This is a genomic window from Fibrobacter sp. UWH5 (assembly GCF_900142505.1).
Taxonomy (GTDB): domain Bacteria; phylum Fibrobacterota; class Fibrobacteria; order Fibrobacterales; family Fibrobacteraceae; genus Fibrobacter.
The window spans coordinates 1-18,650 of record NZ_FRBB01000017.1 but is presented as its reverse complement, the minus strand read 5'-3'; the positions used below and the strand labels follow the sequence as shown (position 1 = coordinate 18,650).

19 protein-coding genes and 2 tRNA genes are annotated in these 18,650 nt (G+C 49.1%); 13 read left to right on the top strand and 8 right to left on the bottom strand.

Annotated features, from left to right (window positions below):
* Positions 1-10: 10 nt before the first annotated feature.
* Both BUB38_RS12355 and BUB38_RS12350 read right to left on the bottom strand, forming a co-directional pair.
* Positions 11-3,442 carry an MFS transporter gene (locus tag BUB38_RS12355; protein WP_073161000.1) on the bottom strand — a complete coding sequence of 1,144 codons (3,432 nt, stop codon included), beginning with the start codon at positions 3,440-3,442 and terminating at the stop codon, positions 11-13.
* A 70-nt stretch (positions 3,443-3,512) separates the two neighbouring features.
* Entirely contained in the window at positions 3,513-4,892 is a 1,380-nt protein-coding gene (locus BUB38_RS12350) for an aminopeptidase P family protein (protein ID WP_073160998.1), read from the bottom strand.
* Positions 4,893-5,004: 112 nt separating this feature from the next.
* On the opposite strand from BUB38_RS12350, the gene BUB38_RS12345 reads away from it, so the two are divergent.
* The 6 genes from BUB38_RS12345 (at position 5,005) to BUB38_RS12320 (ending at position 9,396) form a co-directional block, all read left to right on the top strand.
* Positions 5,005-5,310 (top strand): hypothetical protein, encoded by a 306-nt coding sequence (locus BUB38_RS12345; protein ID WP_073161095.1) that lies wholly within the window; start codon positions 5,005-5,007, stop codon positions 5,308-5,310.
* Positions 5,311-5,326: 16 nt separating this feature from the next.
* Entirely contained in the window at positions 5,327-6,301 is a 975-nt protein-coding gene (locus BUB38_RS12340; protein ID WP_073160996.1) for a PhoH family protein, read from the top strand.
* Positions 6,302-6,317: 16 nt separating this feature from the next.
* Positions 6,318-8,603, top strand: coding sequence for an HD family phosphohydrolase (locus BUB38_RS12335; RefSeq protein ID WP_073160995.1), 2,286 nt, complete (start codon positions 6,318-6,320; stop codon positions 8,601-8,603).
* A 398-nt stretch (positions 8,604-9,001) separates the two neighbouring features.
* Positions 9,002-9,202 (top strand): hypothetical protein, encoded by a 201-nt coding sequence (locus BUB38_RS12330; protein WP_073160993.1) that lies wholly within the window; start codon positions 9,002-9,004, stop codon positions 9,200-9,202.
* An 18-nt stretch (positions 9,203-9,220) separates the two neighbouring features.
* Positions 9,221-9,295 (top strand) — tRNA-Val (locus BUB38_RS12325).
* 25 nt (positions 9,296-9,320) lie between these two features.
* Positions 9,321-9,396: transfer RNA gene (locus BUB38_RS12320), tRNA-Asp, on the top strand.
* A 262-nt stretch (positions 9,397-9,658) separates the two neighbouring features.
* Here BUB38_RS12320 and BUB38_RS12315 read toward each other — a convergent pair.
* Complete coding sequence (locus BUB38_RS12315) at positions 9,659-10,846, bottom strand: RICIN domain-containing protein (protein WP_249269344.1); 1,188 nt, start codon at positions 10,844-10,846, stop codon at positions 9,659-9,661.
* Between the two features lie 146 nt (positions 10,847-10,992).
* On the opposite strand from BUB38_RS12315, the gene BUB38_RS12310 reads away from it, so the two are divergent.
* The 3 genes from BUB38_RS12310 (at position 10,993) to BUB38_RS12300 (ending at position 13,625) form a co-directional block, all read left to right on the top strand.
* Positions 10,993-11,394 carry a DUF4398 domain-containing protein gene (locus tag BUB38_RS12310; protein WP_073160991.1) on the top strand — a complete coding sequence of 134 codons (402 nt, stop codon included), beginning with the start codon at positions 10,993-10,995 and terminating at the stop codon, positions 11,392-11,394.
* Entirely contained in the window at positions 11,394-12,515 is a 1,122-nt protein-coding gene (locus BUB38_RS16790) for an OmpA family protein (protein ID WP_254793728.1), read from the top strand. The genes BUB38_RS12310 and BUB38_RS16790 overlap by 1 nt, the downstream gene beginning before the upstream one ends.
* 111 nt (positions 12,516-12,626) lie before the next feature.
* Positions 12,627-13,625, top strand: a complete 999-nt coding sequence (locus tag BUB38_RS12300; RefSeq protein ID WP_073160989.1) for a class II fructose-bisphosphate aldolase — start codon at positions 12,627-12,629, stop codon at positions 13,623-13,625.
* 306 nt (positions 13,626-13,931) lie between these two features.
* Here BUB38_RS12300 and BUB38_RS12295 read toward each other — a convergent pair whose 3' ends face one another.
* Complete coding sequence (locus BUB38_RS12295) at positions 13,932-14,228, bottom strand: hypothetical protein (RefSeq protein ID WP_139258438.1); 297 nt, start codon at positions 14,226-14,228, stop codon at positions 13,932-13,934.
* A gap of 163 nt (positions 14,229-14,391) precedes the next feature.
* Here BUB38_RS12295 and BUB38_RS12290 point away from each other — a divergent pair, with 163 nt between their 5' ends.
* The 4 genes from BUB38_RS12290 to BUB38_RS12275 all read left to right on the top strand — a co-directional run bounded on the left by BUB38_RS12290 (position 14,392) and on the right by BUB38_RS12275 (position 16,201).
* On the top strand, positions 14,392-14,847 hold the full coding sequence (locus BUB38_RS12290; RefSeq protein ID WP_073160985.1) for a DUF3990 domain-containing protein: 456 nt from the start codon (positions 14,392-14,394) through the stop codon (positions 14,845-14,847).
* Positions 14,840-15,277 (top strand): hypothetical protein, encoded by a 438-nt coding sequence (locus BUB38_RS12285; RefSeq protein ID WP_073160983.1) that lies wholly within the window; start codon positions 14,840-14,842, stop codon positions 15,275-15,277. The genes BUB38_RS12290 and BUB38_RS12285 overlap by 8 nt, the downstream gene beginning before the upstream one ends.
* A gap of 139 nt (positions 15,278-15,416) precedes the next feature.
* Positions 15,417-15,614, top strand: coding sequence for a hypothetical protein (locus BUB38_RS12280; RefSeq protein WP_073160981.1), 198 nt, complete (start codon positions 15,417-15,419; stop codon positions 15,612-15,614).
* A complete protein-coding gene (locus BUB38_RS12275; RefSeq protein WP_073160979.1) occupies positions 15,611-16,201 on the top strand; it encodes a zeta toxin family protein in 591 nt (196 codons plus the stop codon). The genes BUB38_RS12280 and BUB38_RS12275 overlap by 4 nt, the downstream gene beginning before the upstream one ends.
* Before the next feature lie 82 nt (positions 16,202-16,283).
* On the opposite strand, the gene BUB38_RS12270 is transcribed toward BUB38_RS12275, so the two are convergent.
* The 4 genes from BUB38_RS12270 to BUB38_RS12255 form a co-directional block, all read right to left on the bottom strand.
* A complete protein-coding gene (locus tag BUB38_RS12270) occupies positions 16,284-16,568 on the bottom strand; it encodes a hypothetical protein (protein ID WP_139258437.1) in 285 nt (94 codons plus the stop codon).
* 135 nt (positions 16,569-16,703) lie between these two features.
* Positions 16,704-17,513, bottom strand: coding sequence for an RHS repeat-associated core domain-containing protein (locus BUB38_RS12265; RefSeq protein WP_073160975.1), 810 nt, complete (start codon positions 17,511-17,513; stop codon positions 16,704-16,706).
* A 43-nt stretch (positions 17,514-17,556) separates the two neighbouring features.
* Positions 17,557-17,844 (bottom strand): hypothetical protein, encoded by a 288-nt coding sequence (locus BUB38_RS12260; RefSeq protein ID WP_073160973.1) that lies wholly within the window; start codon positions 17,842-17,844, stop codon positions 17,557-17,559.
* Positions 17,841-18,650: RHS repeat-associated core domain-containing protein (locus BUB38_RS12255; RefSeq protein ID WP_073160971.1), on the bottom strand; the 810-nt coding region annotated here is incomplete at its 5' end. The genes BUB38_RS12255 and BUB38_RS12260, both read right to left, overlap by 4 nt.

Genomic DNA, 18,650 nt, shown 5'->3' with positions numbered 1-18,650 from the left:
TCATTTTACCCTATTTAGCTTCCACCAGTTCCTTGGCCAGTTTCTTGGCTGTAGTAAAGTCGGCCTTACCTGTACCAAGCTTAGGAACCTTTTCTACCTGGAAAGCTACAGAAGGTAACATTATGGGCGGGAAGTTATTGCTGGCGCGAAGCTCCGCAAGCACAGTTTTCGGTTCCTTTTCGCCCTGGTAAAGCAAAACGATCTTTTCGCCCTTGGCTGCATCGGGAACTGTGGTAATCAAATAATCGCAACCTTCAAGGACCGGAGTGTCCTGAATCTTCTTTTCGACGGCTCCGAGGCTGATCATTTCGCCTCCCAGCTTGGCAAAACGGCTATAACGGTCAACGATAGTCAAGAAACCATCCTGATCCAGGTAGCCCTTGTCCCCTGTGCGGTAATAACGAATTCCGTCAAGGTTGACAATAGCGGCCTTAGTGCGGTCCGGATCCTTCAGGTAGCCCTTCATTACCTGACATCCACCAATCAGGATCATGCCGGCTTCCCCGGTAGGCAACGGTTCGTTGGTCTCGGGATCAACAATCAGGAACTGGGTTCCCGGCAGAGCAGGACCCACGGTGCCAGGCTTGTTATTGAGCTGCATGGTGGTATAGTCATTCAGCAAGGTGTTTTCCGTATTCACGGAGGCCACCGGAGCGGTTTCGGTACAGCCGTAACCTTCAAAGATTTCCTTGCCGAACTTCAGGCGGAATGCGGTTGCCAATTCCGGACGCAGGGCTTCTGCACCGGCAATAATCAGGCGCACGGACTTGAATACCAGCGGGTGCACGTAACGGCTAACAGTAAAGGCGCGCAAGAAGGTGGGGGTCGCCACCAGGAACGAAACGTGGAATTCGCAGCAGACGCGAGCCATGGTCTTTACGTCGGTGGGGTCCGCCACGGTCACAATGGGGCAACCTTCCACCAGGTTCAGAATCGTGGTCACCGTCAGGCCGAAGCTGTGGAACAGGGGCAGTTCCGAAAGCATCACGTCACCGCGGCTCACATTCAAAATACAGGCCAGCTGCTGGATGTTACCCATCAGATTGCGCTGGGTCAGTTCGATGCCCTTAGGCGTACCTTCGGAACCGGAACTGAACACGATCACCGCATTGTCGTTCATGGAACGATGCTTGCAGAAAATCAGACGGATTAGCCAGCTGGGCATTACCACGCAAAGCAGTACAAGGGCGGCAATTTTAGGCTTGGGCAGCATTTTCATCAGGTCTTCGGCATAGAACAGTCGAACCTTGTCGCTTGCAATCTGGCTATAGTCGTTTCCCCTACCCTTCAGTTTCTGAATGAACTGTCTACTGGTTATGACCGTAGATACATCAGCCTTTTCACAGCAGAACTTTACGTTTTCTACAGAGGAGGTGTAGTTCAGGTTCACGTTGGTCTTGCCCATGACCCACAGGGCCAGGTTTACAATGACTCCAGCCGGACTAGGCGGAAGCATGATACCCACGTTCTGCTCGTTCTTATTCAACAGCTTCCACAGAAGTCCGCGGAACGCCATGACGGCGCCCATCAGCTTGTAGCCAGAAAAGTGGCCTCCGTCCGGGTTATAGATGGCAGGTCCGTTCTTCACATAGCGCTTGCAGGTACGAATCCAGGAGGCGGCAATGGGACGCAAGAAATTCACGGAATAGCGCCAGGCTTCAATAGAAATCTTACGGACGATGGCGCGGACTTCGTTAGGAGGTGTGGTGGCCGGAATCTTTTCGCCGAAGGCTACCGTCACGGAACGATCGGCAGAAGCGCCATACATGTTAGAGGAACTATAACTGTAGTTACTCCCCCACAGACCCTGAATATAGAACGGGATAATTTCGGCGTCAGTATCGTCAATGGCAGAAGAGTAATCGATATGGAAGGGGTCCACATGAGGTGACTTGGACACTTCGCCCGTGGGGAAAATGACCACAGCCTTACCAGCCAGCAGGGCCTCGTGAATGCGATCCATGGCAGGCTTGGGATTATTGTTGTCGATGCGGATATTGCCCAGACGCTTCAGAATAGAACGCAGGTACCACTTGTCGAAATGGTCCTTGTTGCTGGCGATACACAGCGGACGGGGGCTAGCCATCTGGAGCATGGCCCAGTCAATAAAGCTATGGTGATTACCCACCAGCAATACCGGACCTTCGTTGGGAATATTCTGCACACCCAGCACGCGAATCTTGTAACGGTTAAACACCAGGCGCAACACCGTGCGGATCATGGCCTGAGGCAAGTTGGAAATGGACCAGAGGAACACGCATGCAGAAATGACTGCAATTCCGAGGAAGTAGTACTGGGGCAGGATATCGGTATAACGGACCAGGTAAGAGAAAACAAACAGGAATCCAATCAAAACAATGGACTGGATCATATTGGAAAGGGCTAGAACGGAGCCCGAATTGTTGGGACGAGTGTTATACTGTAGAAGTGCGTTGACCGGCACCAGGAACAAGCCGCCAAAAAGTCCCGTCAAGGAATAAAGGACCACCAGGGCGAAGGGGTTCACCATGAACGGGACCAGGAACATGCAGATGGACACGCCAAACATACCGAGGGGAATGAATCCGGTTTCAATAAAATCCCTGGACTTGGCGGCAGCCACAATGGAACCCACCACAAGACCCACCACGGCAAATGCCAGGTAATCCTGCATCATGTTCAGGATCTGAGAGCCGGAAGCGTCCTGGAAAACCAGCACGAACACCTGGGCCAGAGCCCAGAACATAGAAAGGGCGATGATGGAACCACGGAGGGAGGGAACACGCCAGCCCAGACTCAAGTGCTTACGGACCTTGGCGATGTTCACATTGGGATTTTCATACTTTACCCTAGGCACCATAAAGCTGGCAATCGTACCAAGTACGCTAACCCCCGTCAAGATCCAGGGAATCACCACGGAATGGGACAAAATGCGGTGAACGGCCTCGTAAGAAACCAGGGAATCCAGGTTAATCAAGTTCACACCGACAATGGCAAGCCAGGAGGCGAATATCATGCCGCCCAAGCTGAAAATCTGCAGGAAGGCATTGGCGAAACTCAGATTACGAACGCCAAACATTTCCTTGAGGATGCCGTACTTTGCCGCACTATGAATGGCAAAACCACTGCTAAGGCCAATAGAAAGCCAGAACGCCACACGGGGGATGCCGCAAGTCACCAACACCGCCTGGGCAATGACAAAGCAAGTCATCAATAACGAGGACCATGCCAACACCTTATTCTTGGAGAACCTGTTGGTAAAGAATCCCGCAAAAAAGACCATCAAGATGTAAGGGGCGATAAAGAAAACCTGCAGCATAAAGGCCTGCCAGGTCTGTCCGCTTCCATCAGCCGTAAAGGAACCCGAAAGAATTTTCTGGGCGTAAATAAACACACCTGTCTGAACAAAAACTGTTGCAAGGATCGATAAGAAATATCGAACAGAACCTTTAACTTTCCACATTTTCCTATGCCTCAAATAAAAAAGAGCCGAAAATAGATTCGGCTCCTAAATCTAAAAAATTTGATATTCCCTATTTAATGAGGGATTCCAAATCCTTTACAGTTTTGGGGATATTTTCAGAAAGGTTACGGAAGCCCTTTTCTGTAATCAGCAGGTCGTCTTCGATGCGTATACCGATCTTCTCGTGGAACTTCTTTCCTCCGATATTTGCCCAAAATTCGCCATAAAGGCCAGGTTCGCAAGAAATCAGCATCCCCGGTTCCAGCACCACTTCCAGGGAACGGGTACCCGGTTCACCTTCATGGATCTGTTCGCCGATAAAATGGCTTACCCCATGGGGGCGGCGGTCATAAAGCAACTTGAACTTGCCCTTTGCGCCTTTCACAAGACGTTCATCCAGAGCACCCATGATGAAATCCCAGGGAATATTTCCGATTTCCTTGAGGCTTACGCCGGGGCGTACCGACTTCTGGTATTCCGTCTGGGCGTCCAGTACGATTTCGTACAACATTTTCTGCAACGGGTTGAACTTGCCGTTAACAGGAAGGGTGCGACTCAAGTCACTATGCAGGGAATTGTAGCGGATACCAAAATCCAGGAGCACCAGGTCGCCATCCTGCAGCGGTTCATCCTTCTTGACATAGTGGAGGCAGCAGGCATTTGCGCCACCGGCCACAATGGTCGGGAAAGCCAAATCACCGTCGCTACGTTTTTGCATCTCATAGTCCAGCAAAAGGCCCAGCTGACGTTCATTCTTCAAGCTAGACATCTGGCCTAGCACTGCGCGGAATGCCTGGTCAGTAATGTTCTGGGCCACGCAGGCATCAGAAATGCGTTCCTTTTCCAGAGGCAGTCTCAGTTTCCAGTGAAGGCTAGCGGCACTCTTCAGCTTAAATCCCTTCAAACCCTCGCTGGCCAGGGCCTTCTTCATCTCCTTTCGGAACTGGTCGTTATGGTCATCGGGCCACTTTTCAAAATAGAACGCGTAGGCGAAACCGGGATTGGGTTTCTTGCGGGCTCGCTCCACCACCGTATCCCAAAGTTCATCCAGGGGGCGAACGTCCTTGAAACCGGTCACCTTCTGCACATCGCGGTCCCCTTCCACATAGCCGAGACGTTTGCCGTTCCAGAATTCCTTGAAAGGATCCTTTTCAGGTACGAACAGGATTTCGGCCCCGTCCCTGGGGTCAAGCAGCAGATAGCACCCGGCCTGGTTGATTCCGGTCAAGTAAAGGAAGGCGGGTTCCTGGATCATCTTGTTCCAGGTTTGCACAAAGGCTTCTTCGCCACCCGGTTCCATGGGCATTCCGGCGATAACGCAGAAGGAATCCAGTTCCCTGAGCATGGCCTCCCGGCGTTTTTTGTAAAGATTTCTGGAATTGTAGTCCTTAGAGGATATAAAAACTTGGGAATAAGGGTCGCAAACAGATTTTTTTTCGTTTAAAGACATTCTGAGCCTCAAAATCATTCATTTTTGCCACAAAATTTACGTTTTTCACATTCTTTTCGCCACAAAATATTATACATTTAGGCCATCACAGACCAAAATGGAGCCTGAACAAATGAAATTTTTTAAGAATTGGAAGTTGATTGTTGCAGCTATGACTGTTGCTATGTTTACCGCTTGCGCTGGTTCTAACGGTGGCAGCGACGATGAATACGAAGATGATTCCGATTCCCCGGCTGCAGTCCAGGGCGGCAGCAAGAAGAAGGCCGCTCCCAAGGAAGTAATCGACGAAAACAAGCTGAAGAAGACCGAACAGGAAGCTACCGCTCTCACCGAAGAGAACCACAAGCTCCGTAAGGAAATCTTCGAAGCCAAGAACAAGCTGGGTATGTCTACTGCCGACGACTCCGCCGCCGAATAATTGGCAAGAACATTGAATGAGCGAAATCAAGCGCTATTCCCTATCTGATGACCTGAAACGTACGATTTCAGGCGAGAATGAAGCGGTTTTCCGATTACTGGAGAGCCGTTTTTCTGTTGAGATACAGACCCGCCTGCCGGGGCTGACTATTATCGCCAAGGATCTGGATGAACACGGCAAGCCTGTACAGGGCGACATTGCCGGTGTTTTTGCCGTACTGGACCAGCTGAAGATGGCTGCCCGAAATGGCGGTGCGATCGGAGCTAGACAGGTGGAACGTCTTCTGGGACCCGTCGAACTGGGCGAACCTATGGACAATTCCATCCCCAGCACCCCCGTCTTCCGAAATCGCTTCGGTGTTTCCGTGTTTGCAAAGACCCAGGCTCAGGCCGAACTGGTGAAGGCGGTCGAACATAACGACGTCATTTTCGCCAAGGGGCCCGCTGGTACCGGCAAGACTTTCCTGGCTGTCACTCTGGCAGTGGCAAGCCTTGAACGCCATGAAGCCGAGCGCATCTGCCTGGTGCGCCCCGCCGTAGAAGCAGGTGAATCCTTGGGCTTTTTACCTGGCGACCTTAAAGAAAAGATTGCCCCGTATCTGCGCCCCATTCACGATAGTCTGGCCGAACTGCTCCCCGCAGAAAAGCTTCGCCGTTACGAAGAAACAGGCGCTATTGAAGTGGCTCCCCTCGCCTACATGCGCGGTCGAACCCTCAAGCGAGCCTTCATCATTCTTGATGAAGCCCAGAATACCACGCCCGAACAAATGAAGATGTTCCTGACCCGTCTGGGCCCTCACAGTAAGGCGATTATTACTGGCGATGCCACCCAGGTCGACTTGGCCAAGGGGCAAAAGTCAGGGTTGGTTCACGCTATGGATATTCTCAAGGGAATCCGGGGAATCGCTCAGGTTGACTTTACCGCCACCGACGTCCTTCGCCATCACCTTGTAAAAGACATCCTCCTCGCCTATCAGCAAAAAGAACGCTAAAAGGACTTTATAGAACATGACGAAAAAGCAGCTGAAAATTCACCTTATTATCGGTTGGGTTCTCGTTGTAGCCGCCGCCATTTTCCTCTTCCCCGACAAGAACATCGCCCTCCAGGCAGAACGTCCCCGTCTGGGTCAGGTTAGCCCCCGCACCATTGTGGCACCTATCAATTTCGAAGTGCCTAAGTCCCAGCAGGAAATTGAATCCGAAAAGGCTCGTGCAGCAGACAAAGTAAACGCCATTTTCGAGTTCAACAACGACGAAACCAACCGCGTGTACGAAGACCTGAAGGTGTTCCTGCACAAGTTGGCTCAGTACGGTTCCCTCCAGGCCCAGATTTCCCAGGCCAGTTCTTCCGAGGGTGGCGATTCCACCGTGCAGGTCAAGGTGGTTCAGGCATCCCGTGTCTATGAAATCGTAAAGCAGAGAATTTCCACTTCTGCCATCAAGCCCTTGAGCCAGAACGCCAAGGCCCGCGATTCCTTGCTTTCTGTGTTCAATCAGATTCTGCAGAAGGGTATTTCCAACACTTTGTTGGCAAGCTCCGAAACTGCAGCCCAGCTCTATAAGGACAATTACAATCTGCAGGATCTCAAGAGCATTATCTACAGCAAGCCCAACATCACCTTGCTCAAGAATAATGAAACATCCACCGTAGAAGTGGCGAACATTCAGCCTCTCCGCCGCCGCATCGACGAAGCGTTCGCCCAGCTGCAAATGAGTTTCCCCAATGAACAGGGGCTCCTTAGCGCCTTCTATGAAACGTTGTTTGTTTTCATGATGCCCAACGTTTTCTATCTAGAAAAAGAAACTATGGCCAGCCGCGAAGAAGCTCGCAACAAGGTGACCCTCATTAAGGGCATGGTTCCCCGCGGCATGGAAATCGTGACTCAGGGCGCTCCCATTACCAAGGAAATTCTTGAAAAGATTGACGCACTTCAGCAGGCTCAACAGAAGGAAGAAAATTCCAAGACCTTTACCGCTATTTACGGTAACGCCTTGGTGTTTGTCATCATCATCACCATGTTCTTCCTGTTCTTCCTGAATATTCCCTCCCGCACCATGTTCAAGGACGCCCGCCAGCTTTGGAGTTTCACCTCGCTGGTCCTTCTGCAGCTGGTCGCTTTCTGGATTGTCCACAATCTTTCTGGAACGTTGAACCGGTCTGAATTGACTATCTTGCCCGAAAATTTTGACTTCATGTGGTTGTACCCGTTTGCATTGTCTCCTGTTATGGCGACCGTGCTTTTTGACCGCCGTCTGGGATTTGCCTTCAGCGCATTCTCGGCTCTTATTTTTGGTGTGCTGAACGGTTATGACCTTGCTGCTGCCATTTGCGCCTTCAGCGTGACCTTTGGCGCTACCTACCCTCTTGCTAGAATGCGCTATCGCGTTCAGTTTGTGTGGGGTATCCTTTCTGGCGTTATTGCCATGGCTGCAGCAATCTGCGTCATCTTCCTCCTGCGTAACCGTCTTTCCTTTGAAGCCTTCTACCAGAACATGATTGTCGGCGGCATGAACGTGATCATCTGTTCTTCCTTGGCCTCGGTGCTTTTGATCCATTTGATTGAACGAGTCTTTGGTATTACGACGGTTTTGACGCTTATGGAAATGTCTGACTTTAATCGTCCCGCATTAAAGCGCATCTCTGAAATCGCACCGGGTACGTTCCACCACAGCATTCAGGTTTCTAACCTGGCCGAAAAGGTTGCCGATAGTATCGGCGCAAATTCTCTGTTGGTCCGCGTCATGGCTCTTTACCACGATATCGGAAAAACCATGCGCCCTGAATACTTTACCGAAAATCAGAAGCAAGGTGTGAATCCCCATAACAATATTGACCCGGCTCAATCTGTTAAGATTATCGTGGAGCATGTGGAACAGGGTGCTAGCCTTGCCAAGGAATACAATATTCCTGACTTGGTGGCTGCCGGTATTCGCGAACACCATGGATCCTCTGAAATCAAGTTCTTCTACCACAAGGCGAAGGAACTGGCTGCAGAAAGTGGAGCGCAGGTCGACATCAAGGATTACAGCTACAAGGGTCCCAAGCCCCAGAGCAAGGAAACCGCAATCCTTATGCTGGCAGACATCATCGAAGCAACCAGCCGATCTATGACTGATACCTCCCCCGAAGCTCTGACCGCCATGATTCATAACACCATCGAAGGTCGATTCATGGAAGGTCAGTTCAACGAATGTAACTTGTCTGTGAAGGAACTGTTCAAGCTGGAACAGGCTTTCCTCACCAGCCTCGACGGAACATACCACACCCGAGTCAAGTATCCGGGACAGAAGTAGCGTATAGTTTAAAGGTTAAAGGTTAAAGGATAAAGGATAAAGGATAAAGGAGTCGTGGGCGATTAGCTGACGGCTCTTTTTTAGTGAACAGTGGATAGTGAAGAGCGGATAGTGAAGAGCGGGTGTCATCCCGAGCGAAACGAAGTGGAGTCGAGGGATCTTGTGATGTAGATTTGATTTATGAGATACGAGCTGTGAGTAATGAGCTGTGAGTAATGAGCTGTGAGCTAAAGTAAGGCGCCTTCGGCGCGACTATCTAGCTCAAAGGAGCCGCAGGCTCCGTCCTCATACCTCGTACCTCACTCCTAAAAAATTTCACTTTTTTTCTCTTTCTCCCTTGACAAATATTTTTGCTTTTGTATATTTGGCTTCGTAATCGTGAAACGGTAGGAAACACAATGACAAAAAAGAATCTTGTTCTTATTGCTCTTGGAGTTATCTTGCTGGCAGTCGGTTTCATCTGTCTCGCTACTGGCCCTGCAGAAAACCCGATTTCCCTTACGGTTGCACCTCTTATTCTCTGTCTCGCCTACTTGGTGGTTATCCCTCTGGGAATTCTCTTGAAAGGCAAGAAAGAAGATAAGAACGACGTTCAGTAATTCTGAACACACCCATTCGGGCGATTAGCTCAGCTGGTTCAGAGCGTCTGCCTTACAAGCAGAATGTCAGCGGTTCGAATCCGTTATCGCCCACTACCAATAAAACGGAAACGTTTTTGGGGTGGTAGCTCAATTTTGGTTAGAGCACCGGCCTGTCACGCCGGAGGTTGCGAGTTCAAGCCTCGTCTATCCCGCGAAAAAGACCTTCTCTTTCGAGAAGGTCTTTTCGTTTGTTGAACGTAGTGAAACAAACCAAGCCTCCCCGCTCAACGTCATGCTGAACCATGTCATACTGAACCATGTCATGCTGAACTTGTTTCAGCATCTCAACATCTCAACACCCCACCTGTATCCCCCTCAGTCCCGCCTCACGAAAAAAGCCTCCCGCAGGAGGCCCTTCGCTTGATCATTTGCGTCATCATCGCACTTGATCTTCAGCGTCCAAAGATTTTACTATCAGAATACTATACGGAACTTTTCCTGTTTGCGGTTCTTCTTTACAGACCTACCCATCACATCAAAAGATCTTGAAGGCAGCATTACGTTCAGCGGTTTGGCAACCACCCGTCCTGCGGACTGTCCGATAGACTCCACGTTAGACGAATCCTTTTCAGACGGATCCACAACCGTAGTATCTGTCGTCGAAGTATCCGCAACCAGGGTGTCACCGCCTGTAGAACCTTCTTCCACCTGGTCAAGCACCCAGACGCCAGATTCAATACTGCGGCTACGTTCGTCCTGGACAACGTTCTTTTCGGACGGCAACAGGTAAAGCTTGCTCTTGTAATTTTGCAGGTAATAGGCGTTAGAATTGCCTACCGGCGCAGACTCCAGCACATAACGCTGATGGGCACCGGCATTCCAGGAATAGGTACTCAGAACGACGCCTGCCGCGGTGGATTCATTAGGCACGTCAATGACGCGGTCGCCAAATTCAAAACGGTAGGTAACGGGGCTGTCCCCGATGCTCCAGATTTTCGCCACCGTTCCAGCGGCGGAGCAGTCCATCATCTCAAGGCCATTGCTTGCCGTAATGCCCATGCACTTATCGTCGGACATATACCTTACGCGGGCCTCCATAAAGAACTTCTCCTTAAAGATGTCCTGGTACATGGCTTCTACAATCTGGCAATGGATAATCAAATCCTCTTCGGAGTGAAGTTCTGAATCGTAATTCAGACCGTATGGCCAGAAATGCTGGGAATCGCCCTTGAGAACGGCGGTGGGATCCCCCGTCAGTTCCTTCAGCTTGGCCTGTGCGGTTTCGCCCTGAAAGACGCCGTCCTTAAGCATGGCGGTGTACTCGCTGGTGGTGCCCATACCCATGGTGTGACCCATTTCGTGCATGGCCGTGCGCACCTTCATGTAGGAACGGTTCGATCCGAAGCGCATGGTGCCGTTATAGCTGGCGTCGGCGGTTTGCACACCCGTGTTATAATAGACCTCGATGTGCTTGGTCATATGGGTGTACTTGTTGTACATGTATACCGCGGAATCCATGGCGGCAGCAATATGCTCGTAGGCATCCAATTCATCGTCAGACGGATTCGCCACCTTGTTCAGGTGATAATCCACCTTGGCGAAAGCCCCGGACGACAAGAAAAAAAGGCCCGAAACAAAGGCCGAAACAAAAATTCGATTCATAACAACTCCGCCACCATGCACCACCCCAAAATCTACTTTCATGCATATATTATCGCAAGTAAAAAACTTTTTTTGTGATATACTGCGCACATAAACCGCATATTTTATAATTTAAAGACAAAATTTCAAATATAGGAGTGAGCCTAATGAAGGCTAAAGTTATAGTATGCAGCCTAAGCCTGGCTGCTTTCGCCGCACTCACAGGATGTGCAGGAAACCATGGTCCACTGAACAATTCCATAGGTAAGACCGAGGCCACGATGGCTGTGGCCCGCGAAAACAGCGTCAACCCCACCGCCACTGCAAGCGCCACCGCCAAGATTGATTCCGCCAGGGTTCTAAAAGAAGCCGGCGAAGATGAGCAGGCTCAGGTTCTTCTTGAACAGAGTGAACTTGAATTGCTGTTGGCAATTGCTACTAGCGAACGCGATGCCGCCAAGGCCGAAGACCAGAAGGTTGAAGCCGATTTGCGAGCCGACGTAGAACGTAAGCTCCTCTACCAGAGCATTCTCGACAAGGAAACCAATAAGGAAGGAGCAGCCAAGTAATGAACAAGAAAATTTTAGCACTGGGTATTCTGGCTGCATCCATGAGTTTTGCCGCCGAAGCTGATGTCGCAAGTCAGCCCTCCCCCACCGCTTCCGAAGTTTGTGAAGCCGCCCTCCAGGACACCAAGGCTTCTGCACCGGCAAACGCTATTTCTGCAAAGCTTACCCTCGCCCACGCCTACGGCACCCTCAACGAATTGAAGGCTGTAGAAATTGACGACCTGAATTCCGAACAGATTCCCCCATTGGCCGCTAAGTGCCAAAAGTACGCCGAAATCGCCAAGATGCAGGCCGAAACTCAGACCTTGCGCAACCATATCGCAGAAAACTGGCAGAAACGCGCCGCCACAAACCGCTCCATCGAAGCCATCCAGGAACAGATCGCCAACGCCCGCAGCGGCAAGATGTCTAGCCTGGCCGCCGACCTCGAAGCAGAAAAGGCCCGCCTAGCCCAGTCTAACGAAGATGCCAAGCGTCAGCAGGAACGTCTCCAGGCAGAAATGCAGCAGAACCAGGAAAAGTTCCAGGCAGAAGCTGCAGCCCAGGAAGCCGCCCTGAAGGCCGCCAGCGAACGTGAAGCGGAACTGCAGAAGCAGCAGGCCGAACTCCAGAAGAAGCTGGCCGAAGAACAGGCCGCCCTGGAAGCCGAAAAGAAGGCTCTTGCCGAAGAACGTGCCAAGGCTGAAGCCCGCCAGCAGGATGCCATGAACAAGCTGAACGAACTCCAGTCCAAGCTGATCCAGGTGTCCAAGGACGCCCGCGGCATTATCCTTTCTATGTCCGACATCCTGTTTGACGTGAACAAGGCCACCCTCAAGTCCGATTTGAAGACCAGCCTGGCCAAGGTCGCCGGTATTCTCTCCGTATACCAGCAGTTTAACGTGTCTATCGAAGGTAACACCGACAATACCGGTTCCGAAGAGCATAACATGAAGCTCTCTCAGCAGCGTGCCGACAACGTGATGAACTTCCTGGTCGAACAGGGTATCGAAGCCGGCCGTCTGACCGCCAAGGGCCTGGGCATGAGCATGCCTATCGCCGACAATTCCACCAAGGAAGGCCGCCAGAAGAATCGCCGCGTTGACCTGGTTATCCAGGACAAGGCCCTGCAGGCTCAATAAATCACATATTTTGGCGGGAAACGTTTCCAAAATGGCTCAAATTTTCTAAATTCTCGCCTGTAATCTTAAACCGGCGGCGCAAGTCGCCATTACAAAAACAAGAGGTAAAAAATGGCAGTTTCTTATAAGGAACTCGGCTTGGTTAACACCAAGGAAATGTTTGCTAAGGCTGTTGCTGGTGGCTATGCTATCCCGGCTTTCAACTTCAACACCATGGAACAGATGCAGGCTATCGTTCAGGCTTCCGTCAAGCAGAAGTCTCCGGTCATCATGCAGGTTTCTAAGGGTGCTCGTAACTATGCAAACGGCACCATCCTCCGCTACATGGCTCAGGGTGCTGTTGAATACGCCAAGGAACTCGGCTGCGCAAATCCGCAGATCGTTCTCCACCTCGACCACGGTGACTCTTTCGAACTGTGCAAGGACTGCATCGACAACGGCTTCTCTTCCGTTATGATCGACGGTTCTCACCTCCCGTACGAAGAAAACATCGCCCTCACCAAGCAGGTTGTTGAATACGCTCACGCTCACGACGTTACCGTCGAAGCTGAACTCGGTGTTCTCGCCGGTGTTGAAGACGAAGTTTCTGCCGAACACTCCACCTACACCAAGCCGGAAGAAGTGATCGACTTCGCAACCCGTACTGGTTGCGACTCCCTCGCTATCTCCATCGGTACTTCTCACGGTGCTTACAAGTTCAAGCCGGAACAGTGCACTCGCAACGCTGACGGCATCCTGGTTCCGCCTCCCCTGGCATTCGACGTTCTCGAAGCCATCGAAAAGCAGCTCCCGGGCTTCCCCATCGTTCTCCACGGTTCTTCTTCCGTTCCTCAGGACGAAGTTAAGACCATCAACGAAAACGGCGGTAAGCTCCCCGATGCAGTTGGTATTCCGGAAGAACAGCTCCGCAAGGCTTCCAAGTCTGCAGTTTGCAAGATCAACATCGACTCCGACAGCCGTCTCGCTATGACTGCTGCAGTTCGCAAGTACTTCAACGAACACCCGGATCACTTCGACCCGCGTCAGTACCTGAAGCCGGCTCGCGAAAACATGCAGAAGATGTACGAACACAAGATCGTCGACGTTCTTGGTTCTAACGACAAGCTTTAATAGTTAGCGAGCACCGCTCGCTTAACTAAAAAGTTGAAAAGGTCACTTGGTTTCTAACCAAGTGGCCTTTTTTCACAAAGAGACCGCTCGAGCAAATCCGCGGGTTTATAAAACCTCCGGTAGCTCTCGCTCTCAAAAAGGCGCTCGGTTCCACCGAGTGCCTTTTTTTTCACAAACTGTGCCGTGGGACACGATTTTCACCACGAATAATAGAATCAGCATAACTTAATGGCGGTTCAAAGCAAGCTCGTCCAAACGAGCCCTGAACTTTATGATGGATAAACAGATTGCATTCTGCATATAAGTTTATAGACAACTGCGCATGGCCACCACGGTGGCGCGGTAGTCGTAGGCTGCCTTCACACTGCCAGCGCCGTCACCTGTGCCGTACACCAGCATGGTGGAACCAAGGTGGTTCTTGAGATACCATTCGAATTTAGGATTGAATATGCTCCAGTCGGTCGGCTTTCCATTTTCGTCGAGAGTCGTCGATGGCACTACTGGTGCCGAGGCGTCCTCGGGCATGTAGCGGCCCAGGCCCTGCGGCATGTTGACGCCTCCAGCGTCCATATCGCCTATACTGCAAACTCGTGTGCTTTCCATCCTGAACTCCACCGGCATTCCTCTCCAATCATAGGAAATTTTCATGCGTTTGTGAATAGTGCGTTCAAAAATTCACTAAACACCTATCTTTTGAACGATTTTATGTCATGAAACAAAATCTGACTGACGAATTTTTACAAAAAATTTTATCTATATTGGGGTTATGCAGATTTTCCATGGAAGTACACAAATTGTTGAGCATCCAGAAGTAAGAGTCTCAAAGTACAACAAAGACTTTTATTTCGGTTTTTACTGCACTTCCATCGAACAACAGGCGATCCGATGGGCGACTCGATTTGGTGAAGGCTTTGTGAACGTCTATGATTATAAAGAAGACCCTTCTCTAAATATTCTAAGATTTGAAAAGATGACCGACGAATGGTTGGACTTTATCGTCGCCTGCAGACAAGGCGTCAAACACGATTATGACGTTATTGAAGGGCCCATGGCGGATGACACCATCTTTAATTACGTCCAAAGTTTTCTAGATGGGACCATTTCTAGGGAAGCATTTTGGGACCTGGCTAAATTCAAGTACCCAACACACCAGATTTGCTTTAGCACCCAGAACGCAATTAGTTCATTGACCTTTGTAACAGCGAGGGAAGTTCATGATTAAGAATACAGCTTTATTCTATACATGCAGCCTCATTGAGTACATTGGACGAATAACGAAGAACGAGCGATCTCGTGTTGTTGAACTACTCGGAAAAGATGTCGACCGAATTTACAATTATCAGGATGTATTTCACTGCGAACCCATCGAAAAAGTGGCCGACGACTTTATTGTCAGGAACAACATACCATTGGGATCATTTGACAATATAGCCAGCTGCAAATACACTGTGCCCGACTATTGGGACATCGGGGATGTCTTCGCACGTCTTGTAGAAGACAACTTTGCTCAAAAAGACTCCATTTCTGGAATCAAAGAAATTTTCAGGTCCTGGCTTGCGGCAAAGATTTCAAACTACAATTCCGACTTGTTTTACCAATCTCGAGAATATATCGACGCGTGCTACAAGAACGGAGAAATTTTGGCTGCATAATCACCTGCCGGAACCGTCGTACGCGACTTACTTTCCATCCTGAACTCCACCGGCATACCTCTCCAATCATAGGAAATTTTCAGGGATTTGGACAAAACGACGTATTAACTCATCACATTTTTTTCATATATTTACAGACATGGCAGACGAAGAATTGAAAAAATACAGGCTATCATCCATGGAGGAGCCTTCCGACGAAATGCTGGAAGCCCTTATGGAAAAGGTCGGTGCAGCAGCACGTGAATCCTCCCGCAAGGCAGAAGAGGCTATGGATCGTATGCGTGCAGAAGTCGCTTCAAATATCGCCCAGAAAAAATCACGTCTTGGTTTGCTATGAGCGAAAAGAAACCGACACTATGCATTGTTGCCGGTCCAAACGGTTCCGGAAAGACTACTACGACCATTCAGTTGCTGGAAAATGAATGGGCAGCCGATAGCGTCTATATCAACCCGGACAACATCGCCCAAGAAATATTCGGAAACTGGAATTCCCCCGAAGCAGTGCTAAAAGCAGCTCAGCATTCTACCGAACTTCGCTACAAATGCCTTGAAGAAAAGAAAAACTTCGTCTTTGAGACCGTTTTTTCCTCAGACGAGAAGCTTGAATTCATACGCAAGGCAAAAGACGCAGGATTCTTCATACGATTTTTCTTTGTATGCACAGAAAAGCCGTCAATTAACGTTCTTCGTGTAACAAACCGTTTCCTCACAGGCGGCCACGAAGTCCCTATTTCTAAAATCGTGACCCGCTACTACAAGTCACTAGCGAATGCTGCCGTCGCAATCTCCATAGTAGACAGAGCTTACATCTACGACAATTCCGTCGACAATCAGTTGCCTAAGCTGATTTGCAGAATGGTTGACGGAGCCTTGTATAAGCAGTACGCCGAGATATTGCCCAATTGGGTTCAGGAACTGCTGTAATCAAGGCACTGTAACCCTAGGACATTCTTGTAATTTTAAAAGGCCGCACCAATGAAGGCGCGACCCTTGTTTGTAGTGATAGTTATGGTTTTTCCTTAAGAGTATTACGCTTGACCATTGTTGTTTCTGAATCTTTTTTATTCACCTTTAATTTTTTCATATTTTCATCAAACAAATCATCCTCAGGATTATGAATAAAATCATGATTTAAATACTTATCCATTAAAATGAATTTCTCATCACGAGGTTTATTCATCAAAGCACTGTCAAACTCATCATCATGTTCGTAATCAAATAATGTTCCACTTTTCATTTGTGCCGATACAACATCTGCATTTGTTTTCCAACCATGAGAATGCATCAACACAAATATCAACCAAAAGAAAAACGGCGGAACAAAAGACCAAACACAAATCTTTGGACATGGATCAAAGATGAGAATGTACGTTACCGAAAAAAAGACATATGCCAAAATATATAAGATACACCTTTTCATATCAAATCACTCTTTTTCAACTATAATGTCACCAACATCAACCCTACCACCGCCAAGACCTTCCGCAAACTCTTCTGCAGCACGTTGTGTCGGGAATGAATTACAATCTCCTCCATTGTTACAATTTGCGAAGCTGTTGTTAAAATCTTCAATAAAAGCTTCATCATCGGCTTTTGAATACAAATCTGAAGCACCAAGCAAGGCATCAAAAGCATTTAAGCCGACGGCCATTGTCTTTCCAACAGCTGCTGATCCTTCAATAATAATTCTTTCCGTAACATGCTGAACTCCGGCTTCTCCTATTCCAATAGAAGCTCCACCAAGTCGATTTGTTCCCCCTGTAACAAATCCTTTTGTAGCGCCATATAAAGCAGTCAATCCTCCAACAAAAGCAGCTGCTGCCGTACCTGTTGTCAAAAGATATGCACCAACAATGGAAGCTGCAGCAACAGCAAAGTCTCTTATCACCCATCCGACAGTAGCTTCGCTATAGCTCATTGGACGAATCTCATAAGATCCCCCTCGTTGCCTTACCATATAATTGCCCTTATTGTCAACACTTGAAATCGGATTCACTCCATTCCCCGCATACAGATACGGACTAGCAAACTGACGAGCCGGATCCACACTCACCCACAATCCGAGCATGGGGTCGAGATATCTTGCGCCGAAGTAGTTCAGCTCGGTCTCGTCATCGCGTTCCTTGCCTGTAAACGTTTCCGTCACCTTATCGGCGGGTTCCATCAAGTCCACCTGCTCGCCAAATGGCGGACAGCAATTAGCAACTTGTTGCTTAAAAAAGGACAACGGATACATTTAAGGGGTGCACCAAAAAAATACTAATCAATATTCAACCCAATTATTTCTTTTCATTTTCCTTCCCATATCGAACTAATTCATAAAAAAATCTAGACATATTAAATAGAAAAACTAAAGAAGTTGTGTAAATACTAATTCCTTCAGCAATTCTGGAATCGTTCATACAAGCTCCTAAAAATGCTGGACCAAAAAAAGAAAAACAAAAAACGGGGCCTACTAGTATTTGTAAAAAAAAATGCCAAAACTTACGATTTTTAGTTTTATTCAACGCCGAAACATGTATTTGAAACACAACAGTAAAAGGAATACTTGCAATAAAATAAATCATTCGGCAAATTCCTTATTCCATTCTGACGTTGTACATTGGTCAAGAACGAATCCAGCAGCACCACCAACAGCACCACCGATAGCTTCCGCAGAGGAAGGAGCAACATAGCCCGCAGGAGCAGCTCCACCCAATAATTCTGTAGCACCAGCGCCCATCATTGCTCCGAACGCAGTTGTCACGAACCCTTTAGTAAAATCTTCAGCAACTTTATCTCCATCAAAACCTTCAAGTTTTTCTGACCCTAGAATTTCAGCAAATGCCGTTGAGCCACCACTAGTTAATCCTCCAACAAGACCACCTAAAAGTGTAGCCTTAAGAAGACCTCCATTGATACCCACAGCTCCGGCAGCAACATAGGCGCCATACGTAACCACGCCTACAATAGTTTCTGTCACGGGATTGTAATTCTCTCCACTAACTCGCCTATATTCAGCCTGAGCATCCCACGATGCAGCAACACCTGTCCCAACACCAACCAACAAACCAAAAGGATTAAAGGCTTTCCCATCATCATCCACCCCATTCACGGGATTCACTCCATTCCCCGCATACAAATACGGGCTTGCGAATTGTCGCTTGGGGTCCACGCTTGTCCACAATCCGAGCATAGGATCCAGGTATCTTGCGCCGAAGTAATTCAGCTCGGTCTCGTCGTCGCGTTCCTTGCCTGTAAACGTTTCCGTCACCTTATCGGCGGGTTCCATGAGGGAGACCTGCTCGCCGAATGCACGGTAATCGTAGGCGGCCTGCACACCACCCTTGTAGCCAGAAAAATAGGTGTCGTTGTAGGCGGAGGTTCCGTATAC

What these genes read in the sequence shown, in the direction of transcription:
- BUB38_RS16790 (WP_254793728.1), top strand. Translation starts at nt 11,394, where the DNA reads ATGAACAAGAAAATTTTAGCACTGGGTATTCTGGCTGCATCCATGAGT.
- BUB38_RS12310 (WP_073160991.1), top strand. Translation starts at nt 10,993, where the DNA reads ATGAAGGCTAAAGTTATAGTATGCAGCCTAAGCCTGGCTGCTTTCGCC.
- BUB38_RS12300 (WP_073160989.1), top strand. Translation starts at nt 12,627, where the DNA reads ATGGCAGTTTCTTATAAGGAACTCGGCTTGGTTAACACCAAGGAAATG.
- BUB38_RS12260 (WP_073160973.1), bottom strand. Translation starts at nt 17,844, where the DNA reads ATGATTTATTTTATTGCAAGTATTCCTTTTACTGTTGTGTTTCAAATA.
- BUB38_RS12275 (WP_073160979.1), top strand. Translation starts at nt 15,611, where the DNA reads ATGAGCGAAAAGAAACCGACACTATGCATTGTTGCCGGTCCAAACGGT.
- BUB38_RS12350 (WP_073160998.1), bottom strand. Translation starts at nt 4,892, where the DNA reads ATGTCTTTAAACGAAAAAAAATCTGTTTGCGACCCTTATTCCCAAGTT.
- BUB38_RS12285 (WP_073160983.1), top strand. Translation starts at nt 14,840, where the DNA reads ATGATTAAGAATACAGCTTTATTCTATACATGCAGCCTCATTGAGTAC.
- BUB38_RS12315 (WP_249269344.1), bottom strand. Translation starts at nt 10,846, where the DNA reads ATGAATCGAATTTTTGTTTCGGCCTTTGTTTCGGGCCTTTTTTTCTTG.
- BUB38_RS12355 (WP_073161000.1), bottom strand. Translation starts at nt 3,442, where the DNA reads ATGTGGAAAGTTAAAGGTTCTGTTCGATATTTCTTATCGATCCTTGCA.
- BUB38_RS12330 (WP_073160993.1), top strand. Translation starts at nt 9,002, where the DNA reads ATGACAAAAAAGAATCTTGTTCTTATTGCTCTTGGAGTTATCTTGCTG.
- BUB38_RS12290 (WP_073160985.1), top strand. Translation starts at nt 14,392, where the DNA reads ATGCAGATTTTCCATGGAAGTACACAAATTGTTGAGCATCCAGAAGTA.
- BUB38_RS12295 (WP_139258438.1), bottom strand. Translation starts at nt 14,228, where the DNA reads ATGGAAAGCACACGAGTTTGCAGTATAGGCGATATGGACGCTGGAGGC.
- BUB38_RS12340 (WP_073160996.1), top strand. Translation starts at nt 5,327, where the DNA reads ATGAGCGAAATCAAGCGCTATTCCCTATCTGATGACCTGAAACGTACG.
- BUB38_RS12345 (WP_073161095.1), top strand. Translation starts at nt 5,005, where the DNA reads ATGAAATTTTTTAAGAATTGGAAGTTGATTGTTGCAGCTATGACTGTT.
- BUB38_RS12280 (WP_073160981.1), top strand. Translation starts at nt 15,417, where the DNA reads ATGGCAGACGAAGAATTGAAAAAATACAGGCTATCATCCATGGAGGAG.
- BUB38_RS12335 (WP_073160995.1), top strand. Translation starts at nt 6,318, where the DNA reads ATGACGAAAAAGCAGCTGAAAATTCACCTTATTATCGGTTGGGTTCTC.
- BUB38_RS12265 (WP_073160975.1), bottom strand. Translation starts at nt 17,513, where the DNA reads ATGTATCCGTTGTCCTTTTTTAAGCAACAAGTTGCTAATTGCTGTCCG.